Genomic DNA, 24,776 nt, shown 5'->3' with positions numbered 1-24,776 from the left:
TCATGAAAATACTAGTTGTCCAGGAGTCGGACTGGCTGCAGAGAAACCCCCATCAACAGCACCACCTCATGGAACGCATGTCTTTAAGGGGTCATGAAATCCGAGTAATTGATTACGAGATTAACTGGAAAACCAACAAAAACCCTGGTTTAATCGCTAAAAGAACCGTCTTTAAGGGTGTTCATAAAATCCATGACCAAGCCAGTGTTGACGTTGTAAGACCCTCCTTTCTCAAGGTAACGGTTTTAAACTATTTATCATGGGTATGGACCAACTATCATGAGATCAACCGGCAGATCCATGAATTCCAACCCGATGTTATAGTGGCCTTTGGATTACTCAATGCCCACGTAGCATCCAGAGCAGCCAAAAAACATAAAATACCCTTTGTTTATTACCTCATCGATGTTCTCTACAACCTGATACCTGAAAAAACACTCCAATCCTTTGGAAAAAAGGTTAAAAAATCCACCATTAAAAATTCAGACATGGTCATAACCATTAACAAAACCCTGGCAGAATTTGCTATCAGTATAGGGGCGGATAAAGAAAAAACTATGGTCATAGATGCGGGTATTGATCTTGATAACTTCAACCCAGAAACAGTTGATGGTTCCTGTATCCGTGAACAATACGGAGTAGGGGATGATGAACTCTTACTATTTTTCATGGGCTGGATCTACCACTTTTCAGGTGTTAAGGAAGTGGCCAGGCAGCTGGGAAAGGGATCCTGTAAAAATATGAAATTGATGGTGGTAGGGGATGGAGATGCCTACGATGACCTGGTTGACATCCAAAAAAAATATGGGATGGAAAACCAACTCATACTAACCGGTAAACAGCCTTATGATAGGATACCTGAATTCATAGCATCATCTGATGTGTGCATCCTCCCGGCCTATCCTGATGAGATCATAATGAAGGACATAGTTCCCATAAAGTTCTATGAGTACATGGCCATGGAAAAACCAGTTATAACCACCAAACTTAATGGTGTTATAGCTGAGTTTGGTGATGATAAAGGAATATTATACGTTGACAGGCCAGAAGATGTTGTTGACTTATCTTCCAGGATTGATACAAAAGAACTGGGCGTAAAAGCACTTCAGTTTGTGAAGGGCAATGATTGGAATAAAATTACTGATACCTTTGAGGAAACATTAAAAAAACTCATAGAAAAATCATAGGTAACAGATTAAGGGTTATAAAATCATAAATACTTATTTAGATTCAATCCATTACATTTATTATTTTAAAACGTTTATATTGTATTTTAAATAAGGAGGGCTGATAATTGATTGATAAAGTTTCTGTGATTGGAGCCGGTAGTCTGGGAACAGCGATAGCTCAGCTTGTATCAAATAATGCAGAAAAGGTATATTTGTATGTGAAAAGAATAGAAGTCGTGGAAGATATTCTGTACACCCGACGTAACCTGCAATACTATCCTAACACCCTGCTTGCCAGTAACATTGAACCTAAATATAAATACGAACCAGACCTTCATCCGGATATAATCTTCTTCTGTGTACCCTCATCTGCTGTACGAACAGTTGCTTCTGAAGCTAAAAAGATGATAGGCTCTGATACCATCCTGGTGAGTGCAGCCAAGGGCATTGAATACCCTTCCGGGAAAACCATGAGCCAGATCATATACGAAGAGACTGGAAAACACCCAGTAATATTATCAGGACCCAACTTCGCCTCGGAAATTATCATGAACAAGCCAACAGTCACCACCATAGCTTCAAAGGAACCCAAAGTTAATGAAAAAGTTAAAAATGCTCTGACAACCGAAGAATTCGCGGTTGACACCACCAGTGACGTGATTGGAAGTGAAATGTGTAGCATCCTGAAAAACATCAGTGCCATTGCTTACGGTATCTGCGAGGGAATGAACCTCAATGAGAACGCCAGATTCGCAGTTCTCAACAAGGCTTTCCTTGAAAACAAAGAAATAATAACCAAACTTGGGGGAGATCCCAGCACAGTTGATGGTTACTGCGGACTGGGGGACATGGCCCTAACCTCAATTTCCAGCCAGAGCAGAAACCACACCATGGGAATATTATACGGGCAGAAGATAAGCATAGATGAAAAATCTTCCAGCATTCTATTTGAAGGTAAAAAATCAGTGTTGGCTGTAAAGGAGATTTGCAAAAAAAACAACATAAATATGGACATAATAGTATTTGTCAATGCCGTTCTAAATCATCAAAAATCACCAGAAATAGCTTTTATAGAACTTTGGAGGAAAATGGTATAATGATTGCAGTGATACTGGCAGCGGGTATGGGGGAAAGATTAATGCCCCTAACCAGAGACAAACCTAAAACACTTCTTGAGATCAACAACACCACCATAATCGAAAGAATGGTCAAAAACTGTCTCAACAATCAAATTAAAGAATACCTGGTTGTAGTGGGCCATAACCAGGAAAAAGTCGCCAAAGAATGTCATCAGCTAGCCCAGAAATATGATGTAACCTTCTCCATAGTTGAAAACCTAAAATACAATAAAACCAACACCGGTGTTTCCACCTACCTGGCAGTGCAAAAATTAAAAAATAAGGATTTCATCATTATAAACGGAGACAATGTCTTTGATGAGAAGATAATAGAAAATCTCTTAAAAAGCAAATCCACCGCTATGATCATAGACAACTACAAACAATTAAACCAGGAATCCTTCAAGATCAGTATAAAGGGTTCAATTATTAAGGACATGGGAAAACAGATCGATATTGAAAGTTCCAGTGGCGAATTCATAGGTATATCCAAAGTTGCCAGTGGTGATGTGGAATTGTTTGGCCAAATTCTCCTCAGACTCACCCAGGAAGATCCCCAACAATACTATGACATCGCCTATGTAGAGTTAAGCCGAAAATCAAAAGTGGACTTCGTTTACACCAACGGACTCAAATGGACTGAAATCGATGATATAAACGATTTCAATTATGCTAAATCGGTTTTCGTGGAATGAATAAAATACAATTTTCATAATTGGTGTATCTAATCTAGACGAGAGTGTTTTTACCAAAATATTTTAATATAAATAGGGATTAATATTGGAAAAAAGTAAGGAAATTTGTTAACATAAAAATTTGAACATTTATATCATTGAAATAGGGTTAAAAAAACACTCTTTTCTGTGCACTTCCTTTCGTTTAAAAGATGTATTTTAATTGAATGAAATATATTTTAATTAGAATTGATTTAGTAAAAATTTTTTGTGCTAACATTGAGTATTCAAAATCTGAAAATCAATAAAAATTAATATTAATATTGGAACTATGGAGATTAACAATATGATTAAAGTGGCAATTATGGACACCAATTCATCTGCTAATAAGGGTAGTATGGGTCGACTTGAGGGTATGATAAAATGTTTAAATGAAACCATTCCTGACTCTCAGGTAACAGTTCTCCACAGATATTTTGACTTGAATAACACTGACTTAAAAAGGCTTGGTCTTAAGTATCCACGTGTTAACATCAAGGAACATCCCTGGTTTCAGGAGCGGAGTTCATTTTTAACCACAGGATTCTATTTTATTTTTAACGCTCTTTTTTTTAAAATTCTGAATAAAAAAAAATTATTGTCCGAATATGATGTTTTAGTTGATTTAAATTTCATAGAACCAGAAAAATTAGTTGATAAATTTGCTTTAATGATTTTTATAGGTGTTTTATTTACTTTACTCAGTTTAAAAAATACTTTGAGTTGTGATAAACCTGTTGTGGTATGTTCTGCAACAATAGGGCCTTATGGAAATTTATTTAATAAATTAGCTAAAAATTATCTTAATAAAGTAGATTTAATTACATATAGGGAGGCATACAGTCAGAAATATGTTGATGCTTTGGGTGTTAAGTTGCCTAAAAAAGTTTTGACTGGAGATCTCGCATTTTTAATGGATCCAATTAAAAAGGAAGACATCAAACAGATAGCATCAAAGTTAAATATAAACTGTGATGATTCTTTTATTGGAATAACCCCTGCAGCTATGGCTAACTCTAACTTTAGTGAAGAAATTAATGTTAAACTGCTATTGGACATTAGTAATTTTATTATAAAAGAAACAGATTACAACTTGATATTTATGGCCAACACTTATCAGGATGTGGAACTACAGGAAAAAATATATTCTGCTGTTGATAATCAAGATAGGGTTTTATCACTACCTTTCGAATATAGTGCTTCAGAAACAAAGAGCATAATCAGTTTATGCGATTTTTTCATATGTTCAAGGTTCCATGCTCTGGTTGCTTCCACATCACTGGGAGTGCCAAGTATTGGTTTAGTCTCATATAGTTATAATAAGTTTCATGGGATACTGGGTGAAATGATGGGTCAGGATGAATATTTACTGGATATTGATGAAAATTTTAATTATGAAACATTTTTAGCCAATTTCAAATCTAAAATCCTTGATGTTTCACAAAATAAATTCGAAATAGCGGCTGATTTAAAGAAAAAAGAAAAACTTCTTAAAAAGCAGGTTTTACTCAATGGGAAACTTATTCAAGACATTTTAAGGAGCAATTAACATTATGATCACTAAAATTTCTGAAGTTATAGAAAATGGTTTATGCTGCAATTGTGGCGCCTGTGAAGGGATATGCAAGACTGATGCCATTGAACTTCGAATTGATCATCAAAAAAAAGAATATACTCCAGTTATTGATGAAACTAAATGCAATAACTGTAACCTGTGTTATGCAGTATGTCCGGGCCATTGTGTAAATTATCACGAGTTAAATGAGTTCTTTTTTAAAAAACAGCCATCAGATGTACTCATAGGAAATTACCTAAACTGTTACTTGGGATATGTTTCAGATGATAATGTTAGATTTAACTCTTCTAGTGGAGGTTTAGTTACAGGGGTCTTGATATATGCTCTGGATAAAGGCATCATTGATGGGGCATTGGTAACGCGAATGAGTAAAGAAAATCCTCTTGAGCCAGAACCATTTATAGCAAAAACTCCTGAAGAAATCATGGAAGCTTCTCAATCCAAATATTGTCCAGTTCCAGTTTGTAAATTATTAAAAGAGATATTAGCTTCTGATTATAATAAATTAGCAGTCGTAGGTTTACCATGTCATATTCAGGGTATTAAAAATGCAGAAATGATAAATAAAGTTTTCAGAGAAAAAATCGTTTTAAATATAGGTATTTTCTGTTCACATAATGATAATTTCTGGCAAACAACTTCATTACTGGATAGGTGGGGTATCAAACCAGGAGAGGTTCATGAAATTCATTACCGTGGAGAGGGTTGGCCTGGGAACATGACTGTTAAATTAAAAAATGGTGAAAAGAAGAGTATTCCATATTCACGAGCACTTTCTCAACACGTTCTATGGATTAATGCCATTCACAGATGTCTTTTCTGCCCTGATTTGACTGCAGAATTATCAGACATGTCATTTGGAGATCCATGGATACCTGAAATAATGGAAAATGAAACTAAAGGCCAATCTCTTGTTGTATGCAGGACCAAAAAAGCAGAAAAGATCCTGTCTGAAGCACTTTCTGATGGTTATATCCATCTGAGTAATTTAAGCTCGGAAATGGTTAAAAAATCAGGTTATATGATGGAATCTAAGAAGAAGGATATTAAAGTTCGTCTTTTAATCCGAAGACTTTTTGGTAAAAAACTCCCTGAGTATAAAACTCCATTACAAAGACCCGGTTTTAAAAACTATTTAAGAGCAATTTTCGTGTATTTTCAAGTTGTTTTATCTTCAAAAAGATCATTACAGGGGTTTATGGTTAAACTATCACTTCTTGAAACAAAGCTTCTTGGAGGTAAATAATGAAGATTCTCCAAATTTGCCAATCATTTTATCCTTGTTTTGCTTCGGGGGGTGTTGTAAGATCTGTATACGAACTTTCAAATCGATTAGTTGAACAGGGACATGATGTTACAGTTTACACCACTGATGGTTGTACTCAAAGACTTGAAGGTGACAACCACACAACAGTTGATGTTGGAGGTATAAAAGTATTTTATCTTAAAAATCTTTCAAATTCATTAAAACTGAAATTTAAAATATCAAATCCCTATTATTTACCTTTTAGGGCTAAAAAAGATTTAAAAGAATTTGATGTTGTTCATATTCATGAGTATCGTAGTTTTCTTTCCGTTTCTATTCATCATTATGCAAAGAAGTATGGTGTCCCTTATGTTTTACAGGCCAGAGGGTCTGTAATGCCTTTTTTTGCAAAAACCCGAATGAAAAAAGTTTTCGACCAGCTATGGGGCCGTGAGATTTTAAACGATGCTAAAGTGGTTTTAGCGTTAACTCCGGTTGAATCACAGCAGTACGAAAAAATGGGTGTAGATCCTGACAAAATAAGAATAATTCCAAATGGAATTGACACATCCATCCAGAACATGGTTAGCTCGGGAAATTTCAGAAAAGATTATTCCTTAAACAATGATGAGAAGATAATTCTATTTTTGGGTCGTTTACACAAAATAAAAGGCATTGATTTACTTGTTGAAGCATTTAATGATCTAGTAACAGAATTAGATGAGGTTCGACTTGTTATTGCAGGACCTGATGATGGATGCTTAAGATTTTTGGAAAAAATGGTCAAAGATTATGAAATTGAGGATAAAGTACTCTTCACAGGCCCTTTATATGATAATAAGAAATATGAAGCATATATTGATGCGGATGTTTATGTATTACCTTCACGGTATGAAACTTTTCCAAACACTGTGTTAGAATCTGCTATTTTCCGAACACCAGTTATTGTTACTGATCGGTGTGGGATAGCTGATTTGGTTGAAGATAACATGGGTTTAGTTGTTAAATGGGACAAAGAAAGTTTGAAAGAGGGAATATGTTCTCTGATAATGGATGAAAAGAGGGGTAATGAATTTGGGGATAAAGGAAAATTTTTTGTCAGTGAAAATTTAGATTCAACAATTGTAGCTAGAAAGATTGAAAACCTATACAAATCTATTATAAAAAATTAGAGGAATTATATGTTGTTGCCATTGAAGAGGTTATTATACAGTGGATTAATGATTAAATACAATAACGATTATAAAAAAGTCTCTAAACTTCGCAAAACAGAAGAATTTTCAGAGTTTCAAGAAATGATGGTGAAAAAATTACTCAACCATGCATCTGAAAATGTTGAATATTATAAAACACTTTTAGAATCTGAAAACTCTGATGAATTTGGTGTTGACAGTATCCATAACCTGCCCATATTAACAAAGGCAATAATACGTGAAAACTTTGAAAAACTAAGATCTAAAGATTACAACAACAGAACCTGGTTTTATGTCACATCTGGAGGCTCTACAGGTGAACCACTTAAGATAATGCAGGATGATCAGACCATCAGATGGAGCAACATCGGACATTTTTATTACTGTAATGAGATGTTGGGTGTTGATGAGCCCAGAGTTAAAAAGGTGATACTCTGGGGAAATGAAAGGGATGTTTTTGGCCAGAGAACATCACTCCAAAAACGGTTATTCCAGAAAGTTACCAAAACCCTCCTTTTAAATTGTTACCTGATGACTGAAGAGAATATGGCCAGATATATAAACACCATCAACTCTTACAAACCTGAATTTATACGTGGATATGCCAGCTGTTTATATGAATTATGTAAATTTGCCGAAGAAAAGAACATGCCGTTACACGCTCCTAATTACATTGAAAGTACTTCAGAAAATTTAAGCAACCCCATGAGGGAAACAATTGAATCAACATTTGGAACCAAAGTTTCTGATTTTTATGGATCTCGTGAGTTAAGTAGCATTGCCGGGGAATGTGAACAGGGTAATTTGCACTTATTTACCTTTAAAAATTATGTGGAAATATTGGACAGGGATGATAAACCTGTGAAAACAGGTGAAGAAGGAAGAGTTGTGGTTACGGATTTATCAAATTATTCCATGCCCCTAATTCGATATGAGATTGGTGACATGGCCATACTTGGAAAAAAGAAATGTGAATGCGGAAACCCATTACCCACCCTTGAAAAAGTGGTGGGGAGAATAACGGATAGTTTTGTCCTGAAAAACGGCACAATTGTGCCTGCAGAATATTTCACACAACTTATCGGGGTTTACTGTAACAAAGGGCTTATTGAGAAGTTCCAGGTTCTACAGGAAGATTATGATTTGGTCAGAATCAAAGCAGTTGCTTATCCGGGTTTCAATGTTTCAGAGGAAAAAGAGATAGAACACAAGATTAAACTGGTCATGGGGAAAAACTGTAAAACCATCTGGGAGTATGTTGAGGATATATCCAAAACCAGAAGTGGAAAATATTTGTTTACACAATCCCATGTTAATTAGTCTAAAAAGATGAGGGACGTATGAATGAGAAAAGTGTTGATTATAGCCTATCCATTTTCCAGGAATGTTATAGGTGCTGTTCGCTTGAGGGGACTGGCAAAATATTTAACTGAATTGTCATGGGAGCCTACAATTTTAACCATCAATTCGAGTGAAAATTCAAAATTTCCCTATAACCTGGTTGAGGCTGAATATGATGGATTACTGGTCCGATGGGAAAAAAAGATAAAATCATCTAATCCAAAGGATAAAAGCAATTCAAAGGCCAACACTTCAAAAAATAGAAAATCGTATTTGGATTTCCTGGTTAAACTTGGAAATGAGTTTTTTGCATACCCTGATCTGCAGAGATACTGGTTTAAACCGGCAGTTGACCAGGGAAGTAAATTACTGGAAAAAGAAGATTTTGATGCAATTATCAGCTCATCGTCACCTGTAACATCTCATTTAGTGGCTAATGAACTAAAAAAAAGGTTTAAAATTCCCTGGATCGCTGATTTTCGTGATTTATGGACTCAAAACCCTTACTATCATTACAGTTTCCTTAGAAAATTTTTTGAGCAGCGATTAGAAATAAAAACTCTTAAAAATGCTGATATTTTAACAACCACTACCACCTGTTTTGCAGACGATTTGAAAAGATTACACCGAAGAGAAGATGTAGTTCCAATTCTAAATGGTTTCGACCCGGATCAAACTATTAAAAATATTTTACTGTCTGATAAATTGAATTTAACCTATTCTGGACTTTTGTATCGTGGTAAACGCGATCCAAAACTCCTTTTTAAGGCATTAAGAGAGTTGCATAGTGAAAAAAGTATAAAATTGTCTAAATTTTCCATTGATTTTTATAGTCCAGTGGAAAACTGGTTGATGAATGAAGTTGAAGAATACCACCTGGAGAATGTGGTAAATGTGCATGGAATGATACCTCGAGAGGAGGTACTTAAAAAACAGAGAGAATCGCAGATCCTTTTGCTCTTATCATGGAACAACCCCCAGGAGCAAGGCATAATACCCGGTAAAATTTATGAATATTTGGATGCAGGCAGACCGATATTATCTATAGGACCATCGGAAGGATTAGTCAAAGATTTAATCCAATCAACTAATACAGGATTTCATTTATCTGAATTTGAATCTGTTAAAAAAGCTATTAAAATGTTTTATGATGAATTTGAGGAAAGGGGAAAAATTGAATACAGCGGAATTCCTGAGGAGATTGATAAATACAGTCAAAGGGAAATGGCTAAAAAATTTGCCATTCTTCTTGATAAAATAGTTGAATAATGGTATTAGTCTATAATCTTTCCAATCTTTTATCCTTCCATTATTTGTTAATTAGTTTCTATTTTATTCAATAATTTAGTTCTAATTATCTTTTAGAATCAATTATTTTCTTATAGATCTCTATGGTTCTAGGGGCAATGGTTTTTTTCCAATCAAATTCATTTATAACTTTTTTGCGAGCATTAATTCCCATAGTCTTTCTTTTTTCATTGTTCTCTAGTAAATCGATAATTGCTTCCGACAGGGCATGGGGATCTTTAGGCGATACCAAGATCCCGGTCTGTCCATTGTTAATTAACAGGGGTATTCCCCCGACTCTGGTACCGACTAAGGGTTTACCAGTGGCCATTGCCTCTAAACCTGAAATACTGGTTGCTTCTTTCAGTGAAGGTAACACAACGATGTCAGATATTCCATAGAAACCTGGCATTTGACTGTTGGGGATACTGTCAGTGAATATTACATAATCATCTATTTTTAGATCAGCTACCTTTTTTTCACATTTTGAAAACATTTCTTTGTTGGAATTCCCAATTATTAGAAATTTAACATTATCAAATTTTTCGATTATTAGGGGGATGGCATCAATCAGGTAGTGAACTCCATTTTTTATAACTAGATTTCTGGGACAATTAACTACCATTTTATTTTTAAGATTATATTTTTCCTTCAATTTTTTATCATCATTAGGATGAAATCGAGTTGTATCTACTCCATTGGGAATGTAAGAAACTTTACCTGGATCAATACCAATTTTTATTATAGTATCTTTTAACTCTTCACTGGGTGCTAATAAACGATCTGTAGCATCAAATATCTTTTTATAGGAATTGATATTATTATCTGTTTCAACAGCTTTCAAAAAAGTAGATGAATGTTCAGTTTCGATTTTAACAATTTTATTTAAGAATCTGAAAGCTATGGAATCAGTTTTGGTGTGTGAATGGAATATTTCAATATTTTCTTTCTTTTTAAATCGTAAGATGGTGTAAATCTGATTTATTATGTAAAGTACAGATCCAAACCTAATTTTTGGTAGATAAAGTCTGTGTACTTTAACGTTGTTGATTGTTTCAAATTTTTTCCCACGAAAATCAGTTCTGCGTGTAATTATATGAACTTCTATCCCTAACTCAGTTAATGCCTTGGAAAGCTCAACTATATGTGTGGATATTCCTCCCACATTGGGCAGAAAATCAATTGACATCATACATACTTTCATTTTGACCACCAATTTATCGGTATTTTATTCAAGTATCTGCTTTAAAAAACATATTCTTTAAAAATATTACTTCTTTCCGGGTTAATCCTTTAAACAGGAATATTAAAATGGTGTAAATTATAATACTTATCATTATAGTTATTAGAATGTTTAAAAGTCCGTTGGGACTCATCCAGAAAATGAATAATGCCATTACAATGGATGCCAGAATACTTTTGGCCATAAATCCCAGATCAAACTCTAGTTTCATATATTTTTTCGAATAATATATGGTAATACCGGAAACTGTAGAGTATGCTATTAAAGTAGCAATTGCTGCTCCTATTATCCCTAAAATGGGAATTAATACTATAGTTAAAACCAGATTCATTAGAGCACCAACAGCCCATATGAATCCGGTGATTTTTGTTTTAAGTTTCAATATGAATACATTACTAAAAATCCCATAAAACCCAAGTGTTAATGCACTTAAAGCCACAAATGGTGTTACTAAATATCCGTTCATTGCGATTTGTGGTGTGGTTAATAAAAGAAGAATAGGTTTAGATAATATTGATAATCCGAATGCACATGGAATCCCCAACAATAAAAATACTTTTATAGAGTTGGTTAAATAAAAGTTGACATTATCCATATCGTTTTTATCATGGTGGCGTGGCAGAACAGAAGGTAGGAGAAAAGCAAAAGGATTCCATAGCATTAAAACGATATTACCCACAGTATATCCTGGTGAATAGTAACCAACGTATGCTGAACCTAACAGTAGACCTATAATGTAACGGTCACTGGAGTCAACAATCCATTTTGATAAATTTCCAGGGACAGTTGGCAGTCCAAAGGATAGATATTTTTTTACATTCTTGAATCTTGGGAAGAAGATGCCTATTTCATTAACAATTAGGATATATGATATTATTGACACTGTTAAATAGCTAATCACGAGGCTGATCATAACCCCATACATTCCATATCCAGAAATGGCAACGTAAGAAATTAATCCCATACTTAAAATAGTTTGTGTCAATGTAAACGCAGAATATCTCCTCATCTGGTTAAATGTACGGAAATAACCTACTAATACCGTATTTATGCAGGTTATAAAGCATATTGCAGATAATAACTGTGCTACATAAATTTCTCCATTAAAAAGTGCTGTGGATAATGGTCCTGCAAAGAGGAATATTATAAATGCTATTAATAAACTGAACAGAGCAACAATTATTAGAATAGTGTAGAATCCTTCTGATATCTTATCTTTATCTTCAAGTGGTGACAAAAATCTTACCATGGAAAAGGGCAATCCTAAAGTTGTCAGGTTGGATACTAATCCGATAGTGACTGTAACCTGGATATAAGCACCGTAGTCTTCGATAGTAAGATTATTAGTTATGATAGGGATTAGTATTATCGCGGCTAAGGTTCCCAGGATAGTTGTTATCCCATAAAGACCTATTCTTTGGATAAAAGCTTTGTATTCACTCAAATTTTCCACCTTTATGCAAAAATCAATTGTGTAATAGTTAATATCGTCGATATCATATAACAAATTTCTATTCTGTTAATGGTTGAAATCATATTTTAGAAATTTTTCCATATTTATTGTAGGATTTTTTCATCCAGTTTCAGTGAATATTGATTATTCTAAGTTTTTTGAACTATTTTTCAATCATATCTCTTAATTTTTCATGGAGTTCTATAAATAGTGAAGATAAGTGGTTTTTTTTCCATTGTTTTCTAGATGAATTATTGGGTTTTCTGTTAGTTGAGTACGATTGAGGGGAATATAATTTAATAACCATAAAATATAATAATTTGGTATTTGGCTATAAATAATTTTTAATAATTTCAAAAATTCTTCCAGATGCGTTACCATCATTCAGATAGTTATATTTCGATTTGAATTCGTCACGGTATTGTTCTAACTTTTGTATGCTTTTTTTTCCTGTTAAATCATTTATCGCGCCCAATAGATCCTCTTCATTGTATACGCCAATTGCAATACCCTTTTGAACATATTCTTTGCCTTTGTTATCATCTGATAAATTTAAAATTATAATATTTTTTCCCACTATCCCTGCTTCAATAGCACTGGATGAATATTTGGTTAATAATATGTCAGATGATAACAACAAACTATGCAGATCTACGTCACCTTTTAAGATCTTAACGTTGCTATATTTTTGTAGATGTTTGTATGCATTGGCATTTGAATTGAAATTTTCTGCTGGATGTAATTTAATGGTTAAAAAAACATTATTTAGTTTTAATAAGACTTGTTCCATAGCTTTAATGCTTTTTTCCATTTCTTCCTCAGGTATTCCTGGTTGTGTGGCCCACAAAATTTTGATTTTCTCAGAATTTTTCTTATTTGAATGGAGGGGTGGATGGGTTTCTACAGAATTTAGAAGGGAATCGAATCTCGTTTGTCCGGTTATAACATATTTTTTAGCATCAGCATGGTATTTTTCTTTAAGTGACTTGAAGGTCGATCCACTAACACAGAATAAGTCCGGTTTGTTTTTTTCTTTGACAAAAATGGAGTATAATTGGCTACGAATTTTTTCTACTTCCTCCTGAATAATGGCAGATTGAATTGTTATAAAATTAACATCAGGTTCCAATGGTTTTAACAGTTGTAAATCATCGTTGGCCACTATCAATTCAGGTTTCAACTGTTCAAACAAATTTTTTAGGCTAAACCCAACTAAATAACAATATAATATGCGTCTAAATGAAAAAAAAGTTTGAAAAACATTTTTCATAGGATTTTCTAAACTTGATTCAATTAATCTATACCTTATCATCATATTGATGGAAAGTACAACTGATTTAATGACAACAGATAATGTTGTTCCATCCTTAAGATTATAATTCTTATTTGGAGTTCTGTTATAACGATCATCATAGTTGAAGCTTATTAAAGCTGAATTAAATTTATCATCGGTGTAATTTAAAATGTTGTCAAACAAATAATCAGTTTTGATATTTCCCAAGTGTTTAACTCGATATCTAGACAAGAAGATTATATCAACCTTTTGGATGGGTTTTTTATCTTTTAACATTTTTAAAAAATTGATATAATTCACAAAAAGATTTTTAAGATTTTCCAACCTTGTAGATTGATTTCCACTTCTTTTTTCTTTAACTATTTTTTCATTGCTATTGGTGAAAATCCTTTCTGAAATAAACCAGTTAAAAAAGAAGTAATAAAGATTATAAGAACCTACGGGTATCTCTAATAATTTTTTTATCTGGGGTTTTTTTAAGTCTTCTATATCCATTTAGAATCTCCAGTTCTAATATTAAGCATAGGATCGTTTTTTATAGTAAGTTGATGGTATTTTCACTAAAATTATGAATAGATACTAATTTTATGAATATGCACATGAGTAAATAAAATTTACTACAATGGGGTTTTATCTTGGTCAGCCCAATATGAGTTAATATTATTGAAGAATCCAAAAGAGATGTAAATACAAAAATCTTTATATTTTTTTATGGGGATACTAAGAATTATTGAAAATAGCAAGAAAACACAGAAAGACACAATCATTTGATGTTCAATCTAAGTCTATCAAATTATTGATATCACATATAAATCTTCAATTTAAAGGATAAATCTACAATAAAATGGGTGTTAAAGTGTATCAAAAATTACTGAAAAAGATTAAAAACAAGGAATCAACTATTTGTGTAGTGGGATTGGGTTATGTAGGTCTTCCCACCGCAATATTCTTTGCTGAAAATGGTTTTAACGTGATTGGAGTAGGCATCGATGAAGAGAAACTTAACATGATCAATCAGGGGATTTCGCCCCTGGGAGAGCTGGGTTTAGATGAAAGACTCCTAAAGGTTGTTCAGAAAGAAAAATTGGTGGCAACCCTTGACCTACCCGAAGCAACCCGTCAATCTGATATTATCCTGCTGATTGTTCCCACACCAGTTACCAAATCCAAAGATCCGGATCTTTCCCATGTGATGGATGCTGGTGAAAATGTATCCAAGGGACTTGGCAGGGGAAAACTGGTAGTTTTAGAATCCACAGTGTATCCTGGTGTGACTGAAGAAGTTCTCCAGCCAATACTGGAAAAGTCAGGTTTGAAAGCAGGTGAAGATTTTGGATTGGCTTACTGTCCTGAGAGGTACAACCCCGGGGATGATGCTCACTCCATAGAGAAAGTGGCCCGGGTGGTTGGTGGTATAACTCCTGAATGGGCTGAAATAACCCGTGAACTCTATCAGTTCATCATTGAAGAAGATATTAAGGTCCTGAGGAATATTAAGACTTCTGAAGCGGCTAAAGTTATTGAAAACACCCAGCGTGATTTGAACATTGCATTGGTAAATGAATTGGCCATGATCTTTGAAAAGATAGGTATCGATGTCATGGAGGTTATTGAGGGTGCCAGTACCAAGTGGAACTTCAATGTTTACTACCCCGGGGGTGGTGTCGGAGGGCACTGCCTACCTGTAGACCCTTATTATCTGGTTAAAAAGGCTAAAGAATTAGGATATCATTCTAAAGTAATAGCAGCTGGTCGAACCATCAATGATAACATGCCTAAACATGTATTCAAACTCATCACTGATGCCCTCAACGATAACGAACGGCCGGTTAAAAACTCCAAAATCGTTGTTCTTGGCCTGTCCTACAAGGAAAATGTGGGAGATGACAGGGAATCACCATCCGAGGAACTTATAAATGAATTAAAGTACAATCAGGGATTGGTTACCATTGTTGATCCCTACATTGAGGAGACCTCTGTATATGGCACACTGGAAAGTGATGTTTACCATGCACTGGAGGATGCCGATGTCATGGTACTCATGACTGCCCACCAGGAATTCAGAAACCTGGACTTTGATAAAGTAAAAAAACTGATGAGGATCCCCATTATCGTGGATGCCCGACGTGTTTACCCTCCAGAAGAATTAAGAAAAATGGGTTTCCATTACAGTGGAGTGGGAGCAGTAAATAACTCCCATTAAACTACATTTTTTTAAAATCCCATTATTCTTTTAATCCCCTTAAATCTTTTTTTATATACTTTTTTTATTAATGGTTTTTTTTGTTGGTTAATGGTTCATTTTTTTAAAAAGAAGGATTTTAAATTAAAGAGTTTTTAATTCAACATTTTGCTTCCAGAAAATGATCAACAACCTTCTTCAAATCCTCTTTGAAGTCTTTGCTGGGTTCATATCCATGTTTTTTTATTTTCTCAATATCTGCCAGTGAATGTTTAACATCTCCTGGTCTGGGATCAGTGTATTCTGGATTCACATCCAAATCCACTATTTCACCAATTATGTCTGCCAGTTCATTGAGGGTGGTTCTCCTGCCACAGGCTACATTGTATACTCCCTGCATGTTTGTTTCACATGCCAGTATATTGGCCTGAACTACATTCTTCACATAGGTGAAGTCCCGGCTCTGCTCGCCATCTCCAAATATGACTGGTGATTTTCCATATAGGATGGCAGTTATGAATTTGGGTATTACAGCAGAGTACTGGGATTTTGGGTCCTGCCTGGGTCCGAACACATTGAAGTAACGAAGACAAACAGTGGACAGGCCATAGATATCAATGAAATTCTGACAGTACAGTTCTCCTGTGGCTTTGGTGGTGGCATATGGTGATTGGGGGTTCAGGGGCATGGTTTCCACTTTGGGCAGTACTGGTGTGTCACCATAGACTGATGAGGATGAGGCAGCAACCACCTTCTTAACATCACAATCCCTGGCAGCGATCAACACCCTCAGGGTACCGGTAATATTTGCTTCATTGGAACTTAAAGGATCCTTCACGCTCCGGGGAACACTGGGTAATGCTGCCTGGTGTAACACGAAATCAGCACCCTCAAAGATTTCATCCAGATCAATGCGGGTTATACTACCCAGTATTAGGCTTATATTGTCAATATCTAAATCTTGTATATTTTCGTGTTTGCCGGTGGACTCGTTATCTACTATGAAAACATCATTATCAGTGTGAAGTTCTTCTACTAAGTGGGATCCTATGAATCCCAGTCCACCAGTAACCACTATTTTTTTGTTTTTAATATTATCTATCTCCATTCTGGTAAATATTAACAGTTTAAGGCAATTATAAAGTTATATTAAAAATTTAAAATGTTCATCTCATACACAACATATGATCCTATTGTTATATATCATTTAAAATAAAAAAACGTTAGGAAACTTTAACTAAGGTTAAATAATCATTCATAGAAATAGATAAAATAAATCCTTACAGAAATTAATAGAAATAGAAAATCTAACAATCATAACTAAAGACGTATTCACGACTTAATAATCTGTTATACGTCAAATTCCTATTATAATAAAATCTAATAAAATCTTTGATAGGATTACCATAAACTAACTAAGGCTTACTAAACTAGAAAAAGCCCATTATAAACTAAGTAAGGTCTACTAAACTAGAAAAAGCCCATTATAAACTAAGTAAGGTCTACTAAACTAGAAAAAGCCCACTATAAACTAACGAAGGTTTACTATAAATTAAACAGGTTATCGTGAACAAAACACATGAAAATAGTGATTCAAATCTTAAATTTATCAGATATTTCCATTTTACATAAACACTAATCAAGAAGTGAGAGAAACCTCTGGTGAGGAATATTAACATGATAGACACCCTTAAATCTGGCTTGGTAACGCTTATAAATAAATTTATTCCAGAAAATGAACATCAAATACTATTTGACAGTGCTCCTGATTTTTCTGATAACTCCAAGGCCTTTTTCGAATACCTCCAGATGGAACATTCATCTTCTGGTCATAAGTTAGTGTGGATGGTTGAAGATACCAGCTTACTGGATAAGTTCTCGGTTAACAGAATCCAGACATATAATAAACATAGTTTAATGGGATTCTACCAATTTTTCAGATCCAAATATATCGTTACAACCCATAACACTTTCTTGGAATTCAAATCATCCCGACAGATTCTAATAAACCTCTGGCACGGCATGCCCCTTAAGTCAATGGGATACGCTGAAGACTCTGAAAACCCATATTTAACATCTTCCAGAAGTCATGATGATAATTACGTTTTAATAAGTACCTCGAATTTGATGAAAAATATCATGAGCTCCTGTTTTTATGTTGACGCCAGGAAAGTGCATATAACAGGCCAACCACGAAATGATAAAATATTTCGAAAAGAAAAAAGCATAGATAATCTTTCCAAACTTCTCAATAAAGATATAACTAAATACAAATCAATCATCCTTTTTACTCCCACTTTCCGAAAATGGGGTGATAAAATTGATGGAAACTCTAATCCAGATGTCATGGGGTTCAACGATTACGACGATGCCCAGTTTGCTAAATTCATAGAAGAAAACAAGGTACTCTACTTGGTGAAACTCCATCCATTTGAAGAATCACATTACTCAAAAGTCTTGAATGATAAAGACGATGTGGTCTTGATCACATCAAAAATGTTACAGGACAACTTTTTAGATGTATACGATATCATGGGAGCTGCAGATATACTAATAACCGATTATTCTTCAATATATTTCGATTTTTTATTGTTAAAAAAGCCAATTGTTTTCATCCCAACCGATTTGGAGGAGTACACACGGTGCAGGGGATTTGTATTTGAACCCTATGATTTCTGGGCTCCAGGACCCAAAGCCCTTAAATTCAAGGATTTTCTCACAGAACTGAATCACTGCATCCAGAACCCGAATTATTATGAAAACGAAAGAAAATTAGTAAATGATATCGTGAATAAATACCAGGATGACAAATCTTCTGAAAGAGTATATGAACTTGTTTTTGGTGGAAAAAGATAAATTGTTGGAATTAAAACTCACCAGTAATCAGTTCAACCAAATATTTGGCATAATCAGTTTTTTTAAGACTTTCAGCAAGTTTTAACACAGTTTCTTCATCTATCCAGCCATTGTTATAGGCAATCTCTTCTAGACAAGCCACAAAGAATCCTTGCCTTTTTTGGAGTGCTTCAATATAGTTACCTGCTTCTAAGAGTCCTATATGAGTTCCGGTATCCAGCCAGGCCATACCTCTACCTAAAAGTTCCACTTTCAACTTTTTTCGTTTGAGATATTCCTCATTCACAGAAGTTATCTCTAGTTCGCCCCTGTCAGATGGTTCAACTTGTTTGGCTATATCCACCACACTGTTATCGTAGAAATAGAGTCCTGGTATTGCATAGTTGGATTTGGGATGTTCTGGTTTTTCTTCCAGAGATAGTACATTTCCTTCATCATCAAATTCCACCACTCCAAATGCATGGGGGTCCCGGACATAATAACCAAAGATGATGGCTCCTTCTTCTAGGGATGCTGCTCTTTCCAGTATTTCGCTAAAACGGTGGCCATGGAATATATTATCTCCCAGAACCAGTGCCACTTTATCATCACCAATGAATTTTTCTCCCACAATGAAGGCCTCTGCCAGGCCGCGGGGTTTCTCCTGAACAGCGTAGGAAAAAGACACTCCTAGTTGACTTCCATCACCCAACAGATCCTGGTACTGTGGTAGGTCCCTGGGGGTGGAGATGATCAGTATCTCCCGTATACCTGCCAGCATGAGAACAGATAGGGGATAATAGATCATTGGTTTATCATAGATGGGCAGTAATTGTTTAGAAACAGCTTTGGTTATTGGGTAAAGTCTGGTTCCGGATCCTCCGGCTAAGATAATTCCTTTCATAATATAAGACCTCTTATAAGTTTTTAGAGCAAGTCAATAACTATTAAATAACTATTAAAGGTTCATTAATATTATTGTTAATATATAAAAAAACTCATATTAATAAAATTTTAAATTTTTTAAAAACATGTCAGTTGAGTTCAGATTAAATCCTACAACAAACTTTCAAATTATTCCCTTAATCTTTTAATAATATTTTTCTAGTCTTTAATCCACTAACTAGTCTCTAATCCATTAACTAGTCTCTAATCCACTAATAATGATTTATTCTAATCTTTAATTCAAATAAATAACCTTAAAAAAATTTCAATTGAATTGTTTAATTTAATTTGATGAATTAAATAAATCAAGAAATAAAAACCAAACGATAATAGGTTAAGAAATAAAAACAAAAAAATATGTTAAAGATAAAACTTAATCTATTAACCCCAATGAGTTATTATTAGTTATTACCATGAAACATCAAGATTTAGACCAGCAGGAAATTTTAAACATCCTCCTGGAAACAGAACAGAAACTCCAGGAATCAGAAGATGAACTGGGTTACCTTAAATCCATTATAGAATACACAGAAGATGCTATAATGAGTATAGGTTTGGATGGCACTATTTTATCCTGGAATCCTGGTGCAGAGAATATCTATGGCTACACCTCCATAGAAGCTGTAGGTAACTCAGTGACCATGCTTATACCACCCTATAACACTGGTGAACTATCACTAATTCTGGCCTGGATCAAAAGTGGTGAAAAAGTAACCCATTATGAGACTTTGCATAAGTGTAAAGATGGCTCCCTGGCGGATATTTCCCTCAGTGTCTCTCCCATTAAGGATGCAAACGGAAAGGTAGTCAGTGCATCCAGCATAGCCAGGGACATCACTGATGATAAAAAAATGGAACTGAAAATTCAGGAAAGTGAGGAAAAATTCAGGGAAGTCTTCAACAATGCTAACGATGCTATATTCCTCCAAACAATCCAAAGTGATGGTAACCCAGGCAAATTCACTGAAATCAACGATGTGGCCTGCCAACGTTTAGGATACTGTCGGGAAGAGCTGCTGCAAATAGGCTCAGAAGATATTGAAAGTGACCAGAACCACCAGATTTCCAGCTTCATGAACACAATACAATCTGAAGGTACAGCAACCTTTGAATCAATCCAAGTAACCAAGGATGGAACACACATACCTGTGGAGATTAACAGCCACATCTTCAACCTCAGGGGGGAGAAGATGATCCTGTCCATAGCCAGGGATATCACCCGCAGGAAAGAAAACGAGGCCCAACTTCACAAATCCCTGGAAGAAAAGGAACTACTCCTCAAAGAAATCCATCACAGGGTTAAAAACAATCTCAATGTTATTTCCAGTCTTCTCAACCTCCAATCCAGATATATAAAGGATAAAGCTGTTCTGGAAGTCTTCAGGGAAAGTCAACGCCGGGCACGTTCCATGGCACTCATCCATAAAATGCTTTACCAATCCACAGACCTTAAATGCATCAACTTCGGGGATTACATCCAAACCCTCACCAGGGAACTCTTCAGAACCTATGTAACTGGAGACAACATCCATCTCAACATGGATGTGGGAGACATACTCCTGGATATTAACACTGCAGTGCCTCTGGGATTAATTGTCAATGAACTGGTCTCAAACAGCCTTAAACACGCATTTCCTAATGATCTGGCCGGTGAAGTTAATGTTAAATTTTACAGGGAAGGTGAACAATACCATTTCATTGTTTCTGATACAGGTGTGGGATTTCCTGAGGATCTGGACTTTAAAAAATCAAACTCTCTGGGAATGCGTCTGGTGAACACTCTGGTTGACCAGATTGGTGGTACCATAGAACTTGAACAGGATAATGGAACATGTTTTAAAATCATATTCAGTGAAGAAAAATTCACGGATTTGAATTTGTAGGATAAGGGGTATGAGAATGGTTTCCAGAAGATCAAAATTGTTAATTTTTGTGGTTGCTGCTGTTTTACTGGTATTGATTTTGGTCGGATACTTGTATGTATGTTCATCCAATCCCACTGATGTTAATCCGGTTAAACCCGGCTATGGTATGGTGAATGATTCCCAGTTTCAGATCGAATCAGGATGGTACCAGGATTTTTCCACAGGATACGGATCTTCTGCCAAATTGAAGTTTAATGGATCAACAGATGAAGGTGTTGTAATGATTATGGTGGATCAATACCCTGATCAGGCTTATTACAAGAAGGCTTATGATGATCTGAGTCAGAAACCAGAATGGCATGTTTCATCCTCTGGAACTTCCTCAAGGGAAGGACTCTCTGTTAAAACTATTCAGGTCAGCCGTGATGCCGGTGGAGAAACGGTCCAATATTATTTTTTCCAGAAAAATGGGAAATATTATCAGATATTAATAGATATGATCTCATCAGATGCATCAACATTTTTTGCAAATGAAAGATACAAACTTGATCAAACTGTGAATACCATAATTAGGACTATCAATTAGGACTATCAATTAGGACTAATTAGATCAATTAACAACTGATAATAGTCAATCCTAATTCAAATAACAATTCAATTAATCAACACTTCTATCTTGCTTTTTTTCTATCCATCTGGATACTAAGTAAACTAAAAATGCTATCACCAGGGCCACAATGGTTATGTAGTAATCATCATTGGGTACCAGGCCGGCAGAAAATCCCATCCAGTTTACAGGATAGAATAGGTAAATCCCGTTTCCCAGTTGAATTAAGAGTAGATCCAGGGCATAGTGGGTTAAAATACCCAGTGATAAAAACAGGAAGGCGCTTTTTTTCTCCTGAAAAAAGAGGGAGACAATCCCTGCCAGTAGGAAGGATCCCACAGGAAGGTGGAGTACGTAAAGATAATCCCACCAATCCAAGCCCATAAATTCAAGTAAGATGGAAACTTTCAATGCATCAGGGAATACTGATCCCACCATAACCAGGGCAGTATTTCCAGGGTTAAACTGAGTATATTTGAAGCGCAGGATCCGGCAGAGAATCCAGGCTACTGCAATGTGAACCACCCAGTCTGGCATATGTTCAGCGCCTCCTGAACTCAAAGCTTTCCCGGTCGAAATGCCAGTAACGGTTGAAAATATACGCTAAAACCAATAAAGCCAGAAAAGACCGCAGGAGGATGAAGATGTAATTCCAGTACTCAGTTATCTCCATCTTCTGCACACTTACAATCTGGTTATGGGGTCCTAAAACACCCACCACTGAAACCCTATCGTTAACTGATACCGGAGTGTTTATTGATGTGGAATTGTATCTGGATTGATTAATATTTGATTCACTGTTATCTGTGAGGATTTTCATGGTGATAATTTGCCCATGATAATTTTCCTTTATCAGAAATCCATCAGCATCAACCTTGGTCACTGTCCCACCAACATTTACTACTTCTTGCAAGGGATAATCTGACAGAATTGCACGGTAGGACGGGTATTTAAGGTGTTCTTCATAGTGGGTTGCATAATATGTGCACAGAGTGGCCAGGGCAATTATTAATATAATTCCTATTATCAAACGTTGCTTAATTTCTTCCTGTTTCATGTATAGATTACTCCGTGATTGATAATAATAATGATATTCTATTTTAAATGATCATCTTCTATTTTTTAATATGTAAATTGCAAAAACCATCTTAACGAATTATGAAAATAGACAGGCATTATGATTATAGTTGAACATCGTTATGACTATAGTTAGAGTTGTTTCTAAGAAAAACCTCAAATAATATGTAAAATTCGTTCAATTAACCCTTAACAAGAAATTATACTTATTACAATGGGTATATGTACTATTTAAAGCCATGTACACTCGCAGGAGGAGGAGCGAAAATTTATAAACTTTAACCTTCAATATTTATTTGGTGTTTATAATGGAGAAAACATTGAAAAACCTCACAAAGGCCTTTATTGGTGAAAGTCAGGCCAGAAACCGTTACAATTTTTATGCTAAACAGGCAAAAAAGGATGGTTACCCTAAAATTTCCGAAATTTTCCTGGAAACTGCTGATAACGAACGTGAACATGCAAAATGGTTGTTCCGACTCATTCAGGAGCTTAAGGAGAAGATGGGTCAGGATCTTGAAGAGATCCATGTGGAAGCAGATGCACCCCTCACTCTAGGTGATACTGTGGAGAACATTAAAGCCGCAATAGCAGGAGAACACTATGAAAACAGCCAAATGTATCCTGAATTTGCTGCGGTAGCTAAAGAGGAAGGTTTAAATGATATTGCCCAGAGATTACTGGCCATTGGAAAGGCTGAAGTCCACCATGAGAAAAGATACACCCAACTGTTAGAACAATTAGAAGCCGGCACACTCTTTAAAAAGGATAAAGAGGTCACCTGGACCTGTATGAAATGTGGATACACTGTCACTGGTAAAGAACCACCAGAAAAGTGTCCTGCCTGTGATCATCCTACTAAGTACTATTTCATACTTTGTGAGGAATATTAATCCTCATTATCTTTTTATGAGGATTAACAAGTAAATAATTGATTGCCACGGGAATATAGTAAAATTAAGGTACAAATCGAATTATTTGGGGTTAAATTTTAATTGAGGTTTAAAAAATGACTGAAATAGGACAGGTATATCGTTGTGATGTCTGTGGAAATATAGTGACCTTACTGTGTGCAGGGCCTGGAGAGCTGGTTTGTTGCGAAGTGCCAATGGAGCTTTTAGAGGCAAAACAGGGAGATATTGGTCCAGAAAAGCACATTCCTATAATTGAACATTCCGATGATGGAATAAAGGTTAAAATGGGAGAGGTTCCCCACCCCATGGAGGAAAACCATTATATCCAATGGGTAGAACTTGCCACTGATCACGGGACATATATCCACTTTTTAGAGCCCGGAGATGAACCTGAGGCTAATTTCCCTGTGAAGTTCATTGAGGGTGAAGAAATTAACGCCAGGAGTTACTGTAATATTCATGGGCTCTGGAAGTCTTGAGAGATTTAGGATTAGTTAAGGATTGGAAGAAAAAATCCCTCCTTACAATCCATTCTTTCAAACAGAATCTTTTATCAGATGAATGATTTTAAGTTCAGTGATATAAAAGATGGAATTTATCTTAGAAAATAATAAATTTGAAATAAACATTATTCTAAATTTTTCAATACATAAATTTGAATAAGGTATATTATCAGAACAAGAATAGTTTAAATTAAATGAAATCCATTAATTTATTA

The 24,776-nt window shown here is 35.1% G+C and carries 21 protein-coding genes; 14 read left to right on the top strand and 7 right to left on the bottom strand.

Annotated elements, in window-relative coordinates:
- Positions 1–2: 2 nt before the first annotated feature.
- The 8 genes from J2743_RS03915 to J2743_RS03880 all read left to right on the top strand — a co-directional run bounded on the left by J2743_RS03915 (position 3) and on the right by J2743_RS03880 (position 9,625).
- On the top strand, positions 3–1,187 hold the full coding sequence (locus J2743_RS03915; RefSeq protein ID WP_209625261.1) for a glycosyltransferase: 1,185 nt from the start codon (positions 3–5) through the stop codon (positions 1,185–1,187).
- Positions 1,188–1,294: 107 nt separating this feature from the next.
- A complete protein-coding gene (locus tag J2743_RS03910; protein ID WP_209625260.1) occupies positions 1,295–2,266 on the top strand; it encodes an NAD(P)H-dependent glycerol-3-phosphate dehydrogenase in 972 nt (323 codons plus the stop codon).
- The gene (locus J2743_RS03905; RefSeq protein ID WP_209625259.1) at positions 2,266–2,982 is read left to right on the top strand and encodes a phosphocholine cytidylyltransferase family protein; all 717 of its coding nucleotides are present in this window, start codon (positions 2,266–2,268) and stop codon (positions 2,980–2,982) included. Before J2743_RS03910 ends, J2743_RS03905 begins: the two co-directional genes overlap by 1 nt.
- 394 nt (positions 2,983–3,376) lie before the next feature.
- Complete coding sequence (locus J2743_RS03900; protein WP_209625258.1) at positions 3,377–4,549, top strand: polysaccharide pyruvyl transferase family protein; 1,173 nt, start codon at positions 3,377–3,379, stop codon at positions 4,547–4,549.
- A 4-nt stretch (positions 4,550–4,553) separates the two neighbouring features.
- Positions 4,554–5,822 (top strand): Coenzyme F420 hydrogenase/dehydrogenase, beta subunit C-terminal domain, encoded by a 1,269-nt coding sequence (locus J2743_RS03895; RefSeq protein ID WP_209625257.1) that lies wholly within the window; start codon positions 4,554–4,556, stop codon positions 5,820–5,822.
- Positions 5,822–6,994: a glycosyltransferase gene (locus J2743_RS03890; RefSeq protein WP_209625256.1), complete on the top strand. Its 1,173-nt coding sequence runs from the start codon at positions 5,822–5,824 to the stop codon at positions 6,992–6,994. The genes J2743_RS03895 and J2743_RS03890 overlap by 1 nt, the downstream gene beginning before the upstream one ends.
- Positions 6,995–7,042: 48 nt before the next feature.
- On the top strand, positions 7,043–8,335 hold the full coding sequence (locus J2743_RS03885; RefSeq protein ID WP_209625255.1) for a phenylacetate--CoA ligase family protein: 1,293 nt from the start codon (positions 7,043–7,045) through the stop codon (positions 8,333–8,335).
- Between the two features lie 24 nt (positions 8,336–8,359).
- Positions 8,360–9,625, top strand: coding sequence for a glycosyltransferase (locus J2743_RS03880; protein ID WP_209625254.1), 1,266 nt, complete (start codon positions 8,360–8,362; stop codon positions 9,623–9,625).
- 85 nt (positions 9,626–9,710) lie between these two features.
- On the opposite strand, the gene J2743_RS03875 is transcribed toward J2743_RS03880, so the two are convergent.
- From J2743_RS03875 to J2743_RS03865, 3 genes are all read right to left on the bottom strand, one after another.
- Positions 9,711–10,847 (bottom strand): glycosyltransferase family 4 protein, encoded by a 1,137-nt coding sequence (locus J2743_RS03875; protein WP_209625253.1) that lies wholly within the window; start codon positions 10,845–10,847, stop codon positions 9,711–9,713.
- 28 nt (positions 10,848–10,875) lie between these two features.
- Complete coding sequence (locus tag J2743_RS03870; RefSeq protein WP_209625252.1) at positions 10,876–12,330, bottom strand: oligosaccharide flippase family protein; 1,455 nt, start codon at positions 12,328–12,330, stop codon at positions 10,876–10,878.
- Positions 12,331–12,670: 340 nt separating this feature from the next.
- Positions 12,671–14,128, bottom strand: a complete 1,458-nt coding sequence (locus tag J2743_RS03865) for a CDP-glycerol glycerophosphotransferase family protein (protein ID WP_209625251.1) — start codon at positions 14,126–14,128, stop codon at positions 12,671–12,673.
- 361 nt (positions 14,129–14,489) lie between these two features.
- On the opposite strand from J2743_RS03865, the gene J2743_RS03860 reads away from it, so the two are divergent.
- Positions 14,490–15,836 carry a nucleotide sugar dehydrogenase gene (locus J2743_RS03860; protein ID WP_209625250.1) on the top strand — a complete coding sequence of 449 codons (1,347 nt, stop codon included), beginning with the start codon at positions 14,490–14,492 and terminating at the stop codon, positions 15,834–15,836.
- 139 nt (positions 15,837–15,975) lie between these two features.
- Here J2743_RS03860 and J2743_RS03855 read toward each other — a convergent pair whose 3' ends face one another.
- Positions 15,976–16,923 carry an SDR family oxidoreductase gene (locus J2743_RS03855; protein ID WP_209625249.1) on the bottom strand — a complete coding sequence of 316 codons (948 nt, stop codon included), beginning with the start codon at positions 16,921–16,923 and terminating at the stop codon, positions 15,976–15,978.
- Between the two features lie 569 nt (positions 16,924–17,492).
- On the opposite strand from J2743_RS03855, the gene J2743_RS03850 reads away from it, so the two are divergent.
- Positions 17,493–18,671 carry a CDP-glycerol glycerophosphotransferase family protein gene (locus J2743_RS03850; RefSeq protein ID WP_209625248.1) on the top strand — a complete coding sequence of 393 codons (1,179 nt, stop codon included), beginning with the start codon at positions 17,493–17,495 and terminating at the stop codon, positions 18,669–18,671.
- 10 nt (positions 18,672–18,681) lie between these two features.
- On the opposite strand, the gene rfbA is transcribed toward J2743_RS03850, so the two are convergent.
- Positions 18,682–19,554, bottom strand: coding sequence for a glucose-1-phosphate thymidylyltransferase RfbA (gene rfbA, locus J2743_RS03845; RefSeq protein WP_209625247.1), 873 nt, complete (start codon positions 19,552–19,554; stop codon positions 18,682–18,684).
- 454 nt (positions 19,555–20,008) lie between these two features.
- Here rfbA and J2743_RS03840 point away from each other — a divergent pair, with 454 nt between their 5' ends.
- Complete coding sequence (locus J2743_RS03840) at positions 20,009–21,478, top strand: sensor histidine kinase (RefSeq protein ID WP_209625246.1); 1,470 nt, start codon at positions 20,009–20,011, stop codon at positions 21,476–21,478.
- A gap of 16 nt (positions 21,479–21,494) precedes the next feature.
- A complete protein-coding gene (locus tag J2743_RS03835) occupies positions 21,495–22,046 on the top strand; it encodes a hypothetical protein (protein WP_209625245.1) in 552 nt (183 codons plus the stop codon).
- A 72-nt stretch (positions 22,047–22,118) separates the two neighbouring features.
- Here J2743_RS03835 and J2743_RS03830 read toward each other — a convergent pair whose 3' ends face one another.
- Entirely contained in the window at positions 22,119–22,628 is a 510-nt protein-coding gene (locus J2743_RS03830; RefSeq protein ID WP_245248023.1) for a metal-dependent hydrolase, read from the bottom strand.
- The gene (locus J2743_RS03825) at positions 22,609–23,124 is read right to left on the bottom strand and encodes an OB-like fold-containing membrane protein (RefSeq protein WP_209625244.1); all 516 of its coding nucleotides are present in this window, start codon (positions 23,122–23,124) and stop codon (positions 22,609–22,611) included. The genes J2743_RS03830 and J2743_RS03825 overlap by 20 nt, the downstream gene beginning before the upstream one ends.
- A 328-nt stretch (positions 23,125–23,452) precedes the next feature.
- Here J2743_RS03825 and rbr point away from each other — a divergent pair, with 328 nt between their 5' ends.
- Positions 23,453–24,037 (top strand): rubrerythrin, encoded by a 585-nt coding sequence (gene rbr / locus J2743_RS03820; protein ID WP_209625243.1) that lies wholly within the window; start codon positions 23,453–23,455, stop codon positions 24,035–24,037.
- A 116-nt stretch (positions 24,038–24,153) separates the two neighbouring features.
- Complete coding sequence (locus J2743_RS03815; protein ID WP_209625242.1) at positions 24,154–24,537, top strand: desulfoferrodoxin; 384 nt, start codon at positions 24,154–24,156, stop codon at positions 24,535–24,537.
- Positions 24,538–24,776: the final 239 nt, after the last annotated feature.

This window comes from Methanobacterium petrolearium, assembly GCF_017873625.1.
GTDB lineage: Archaea > Methanobacteriota > Methanobacteria > Methanobacteriales > Methanobacteriaceae > Methanobacterium > Methanobacterium petrolearium.
This window is presented reverse-complemented; position numbering and strand designations above follow the sequence as displayed.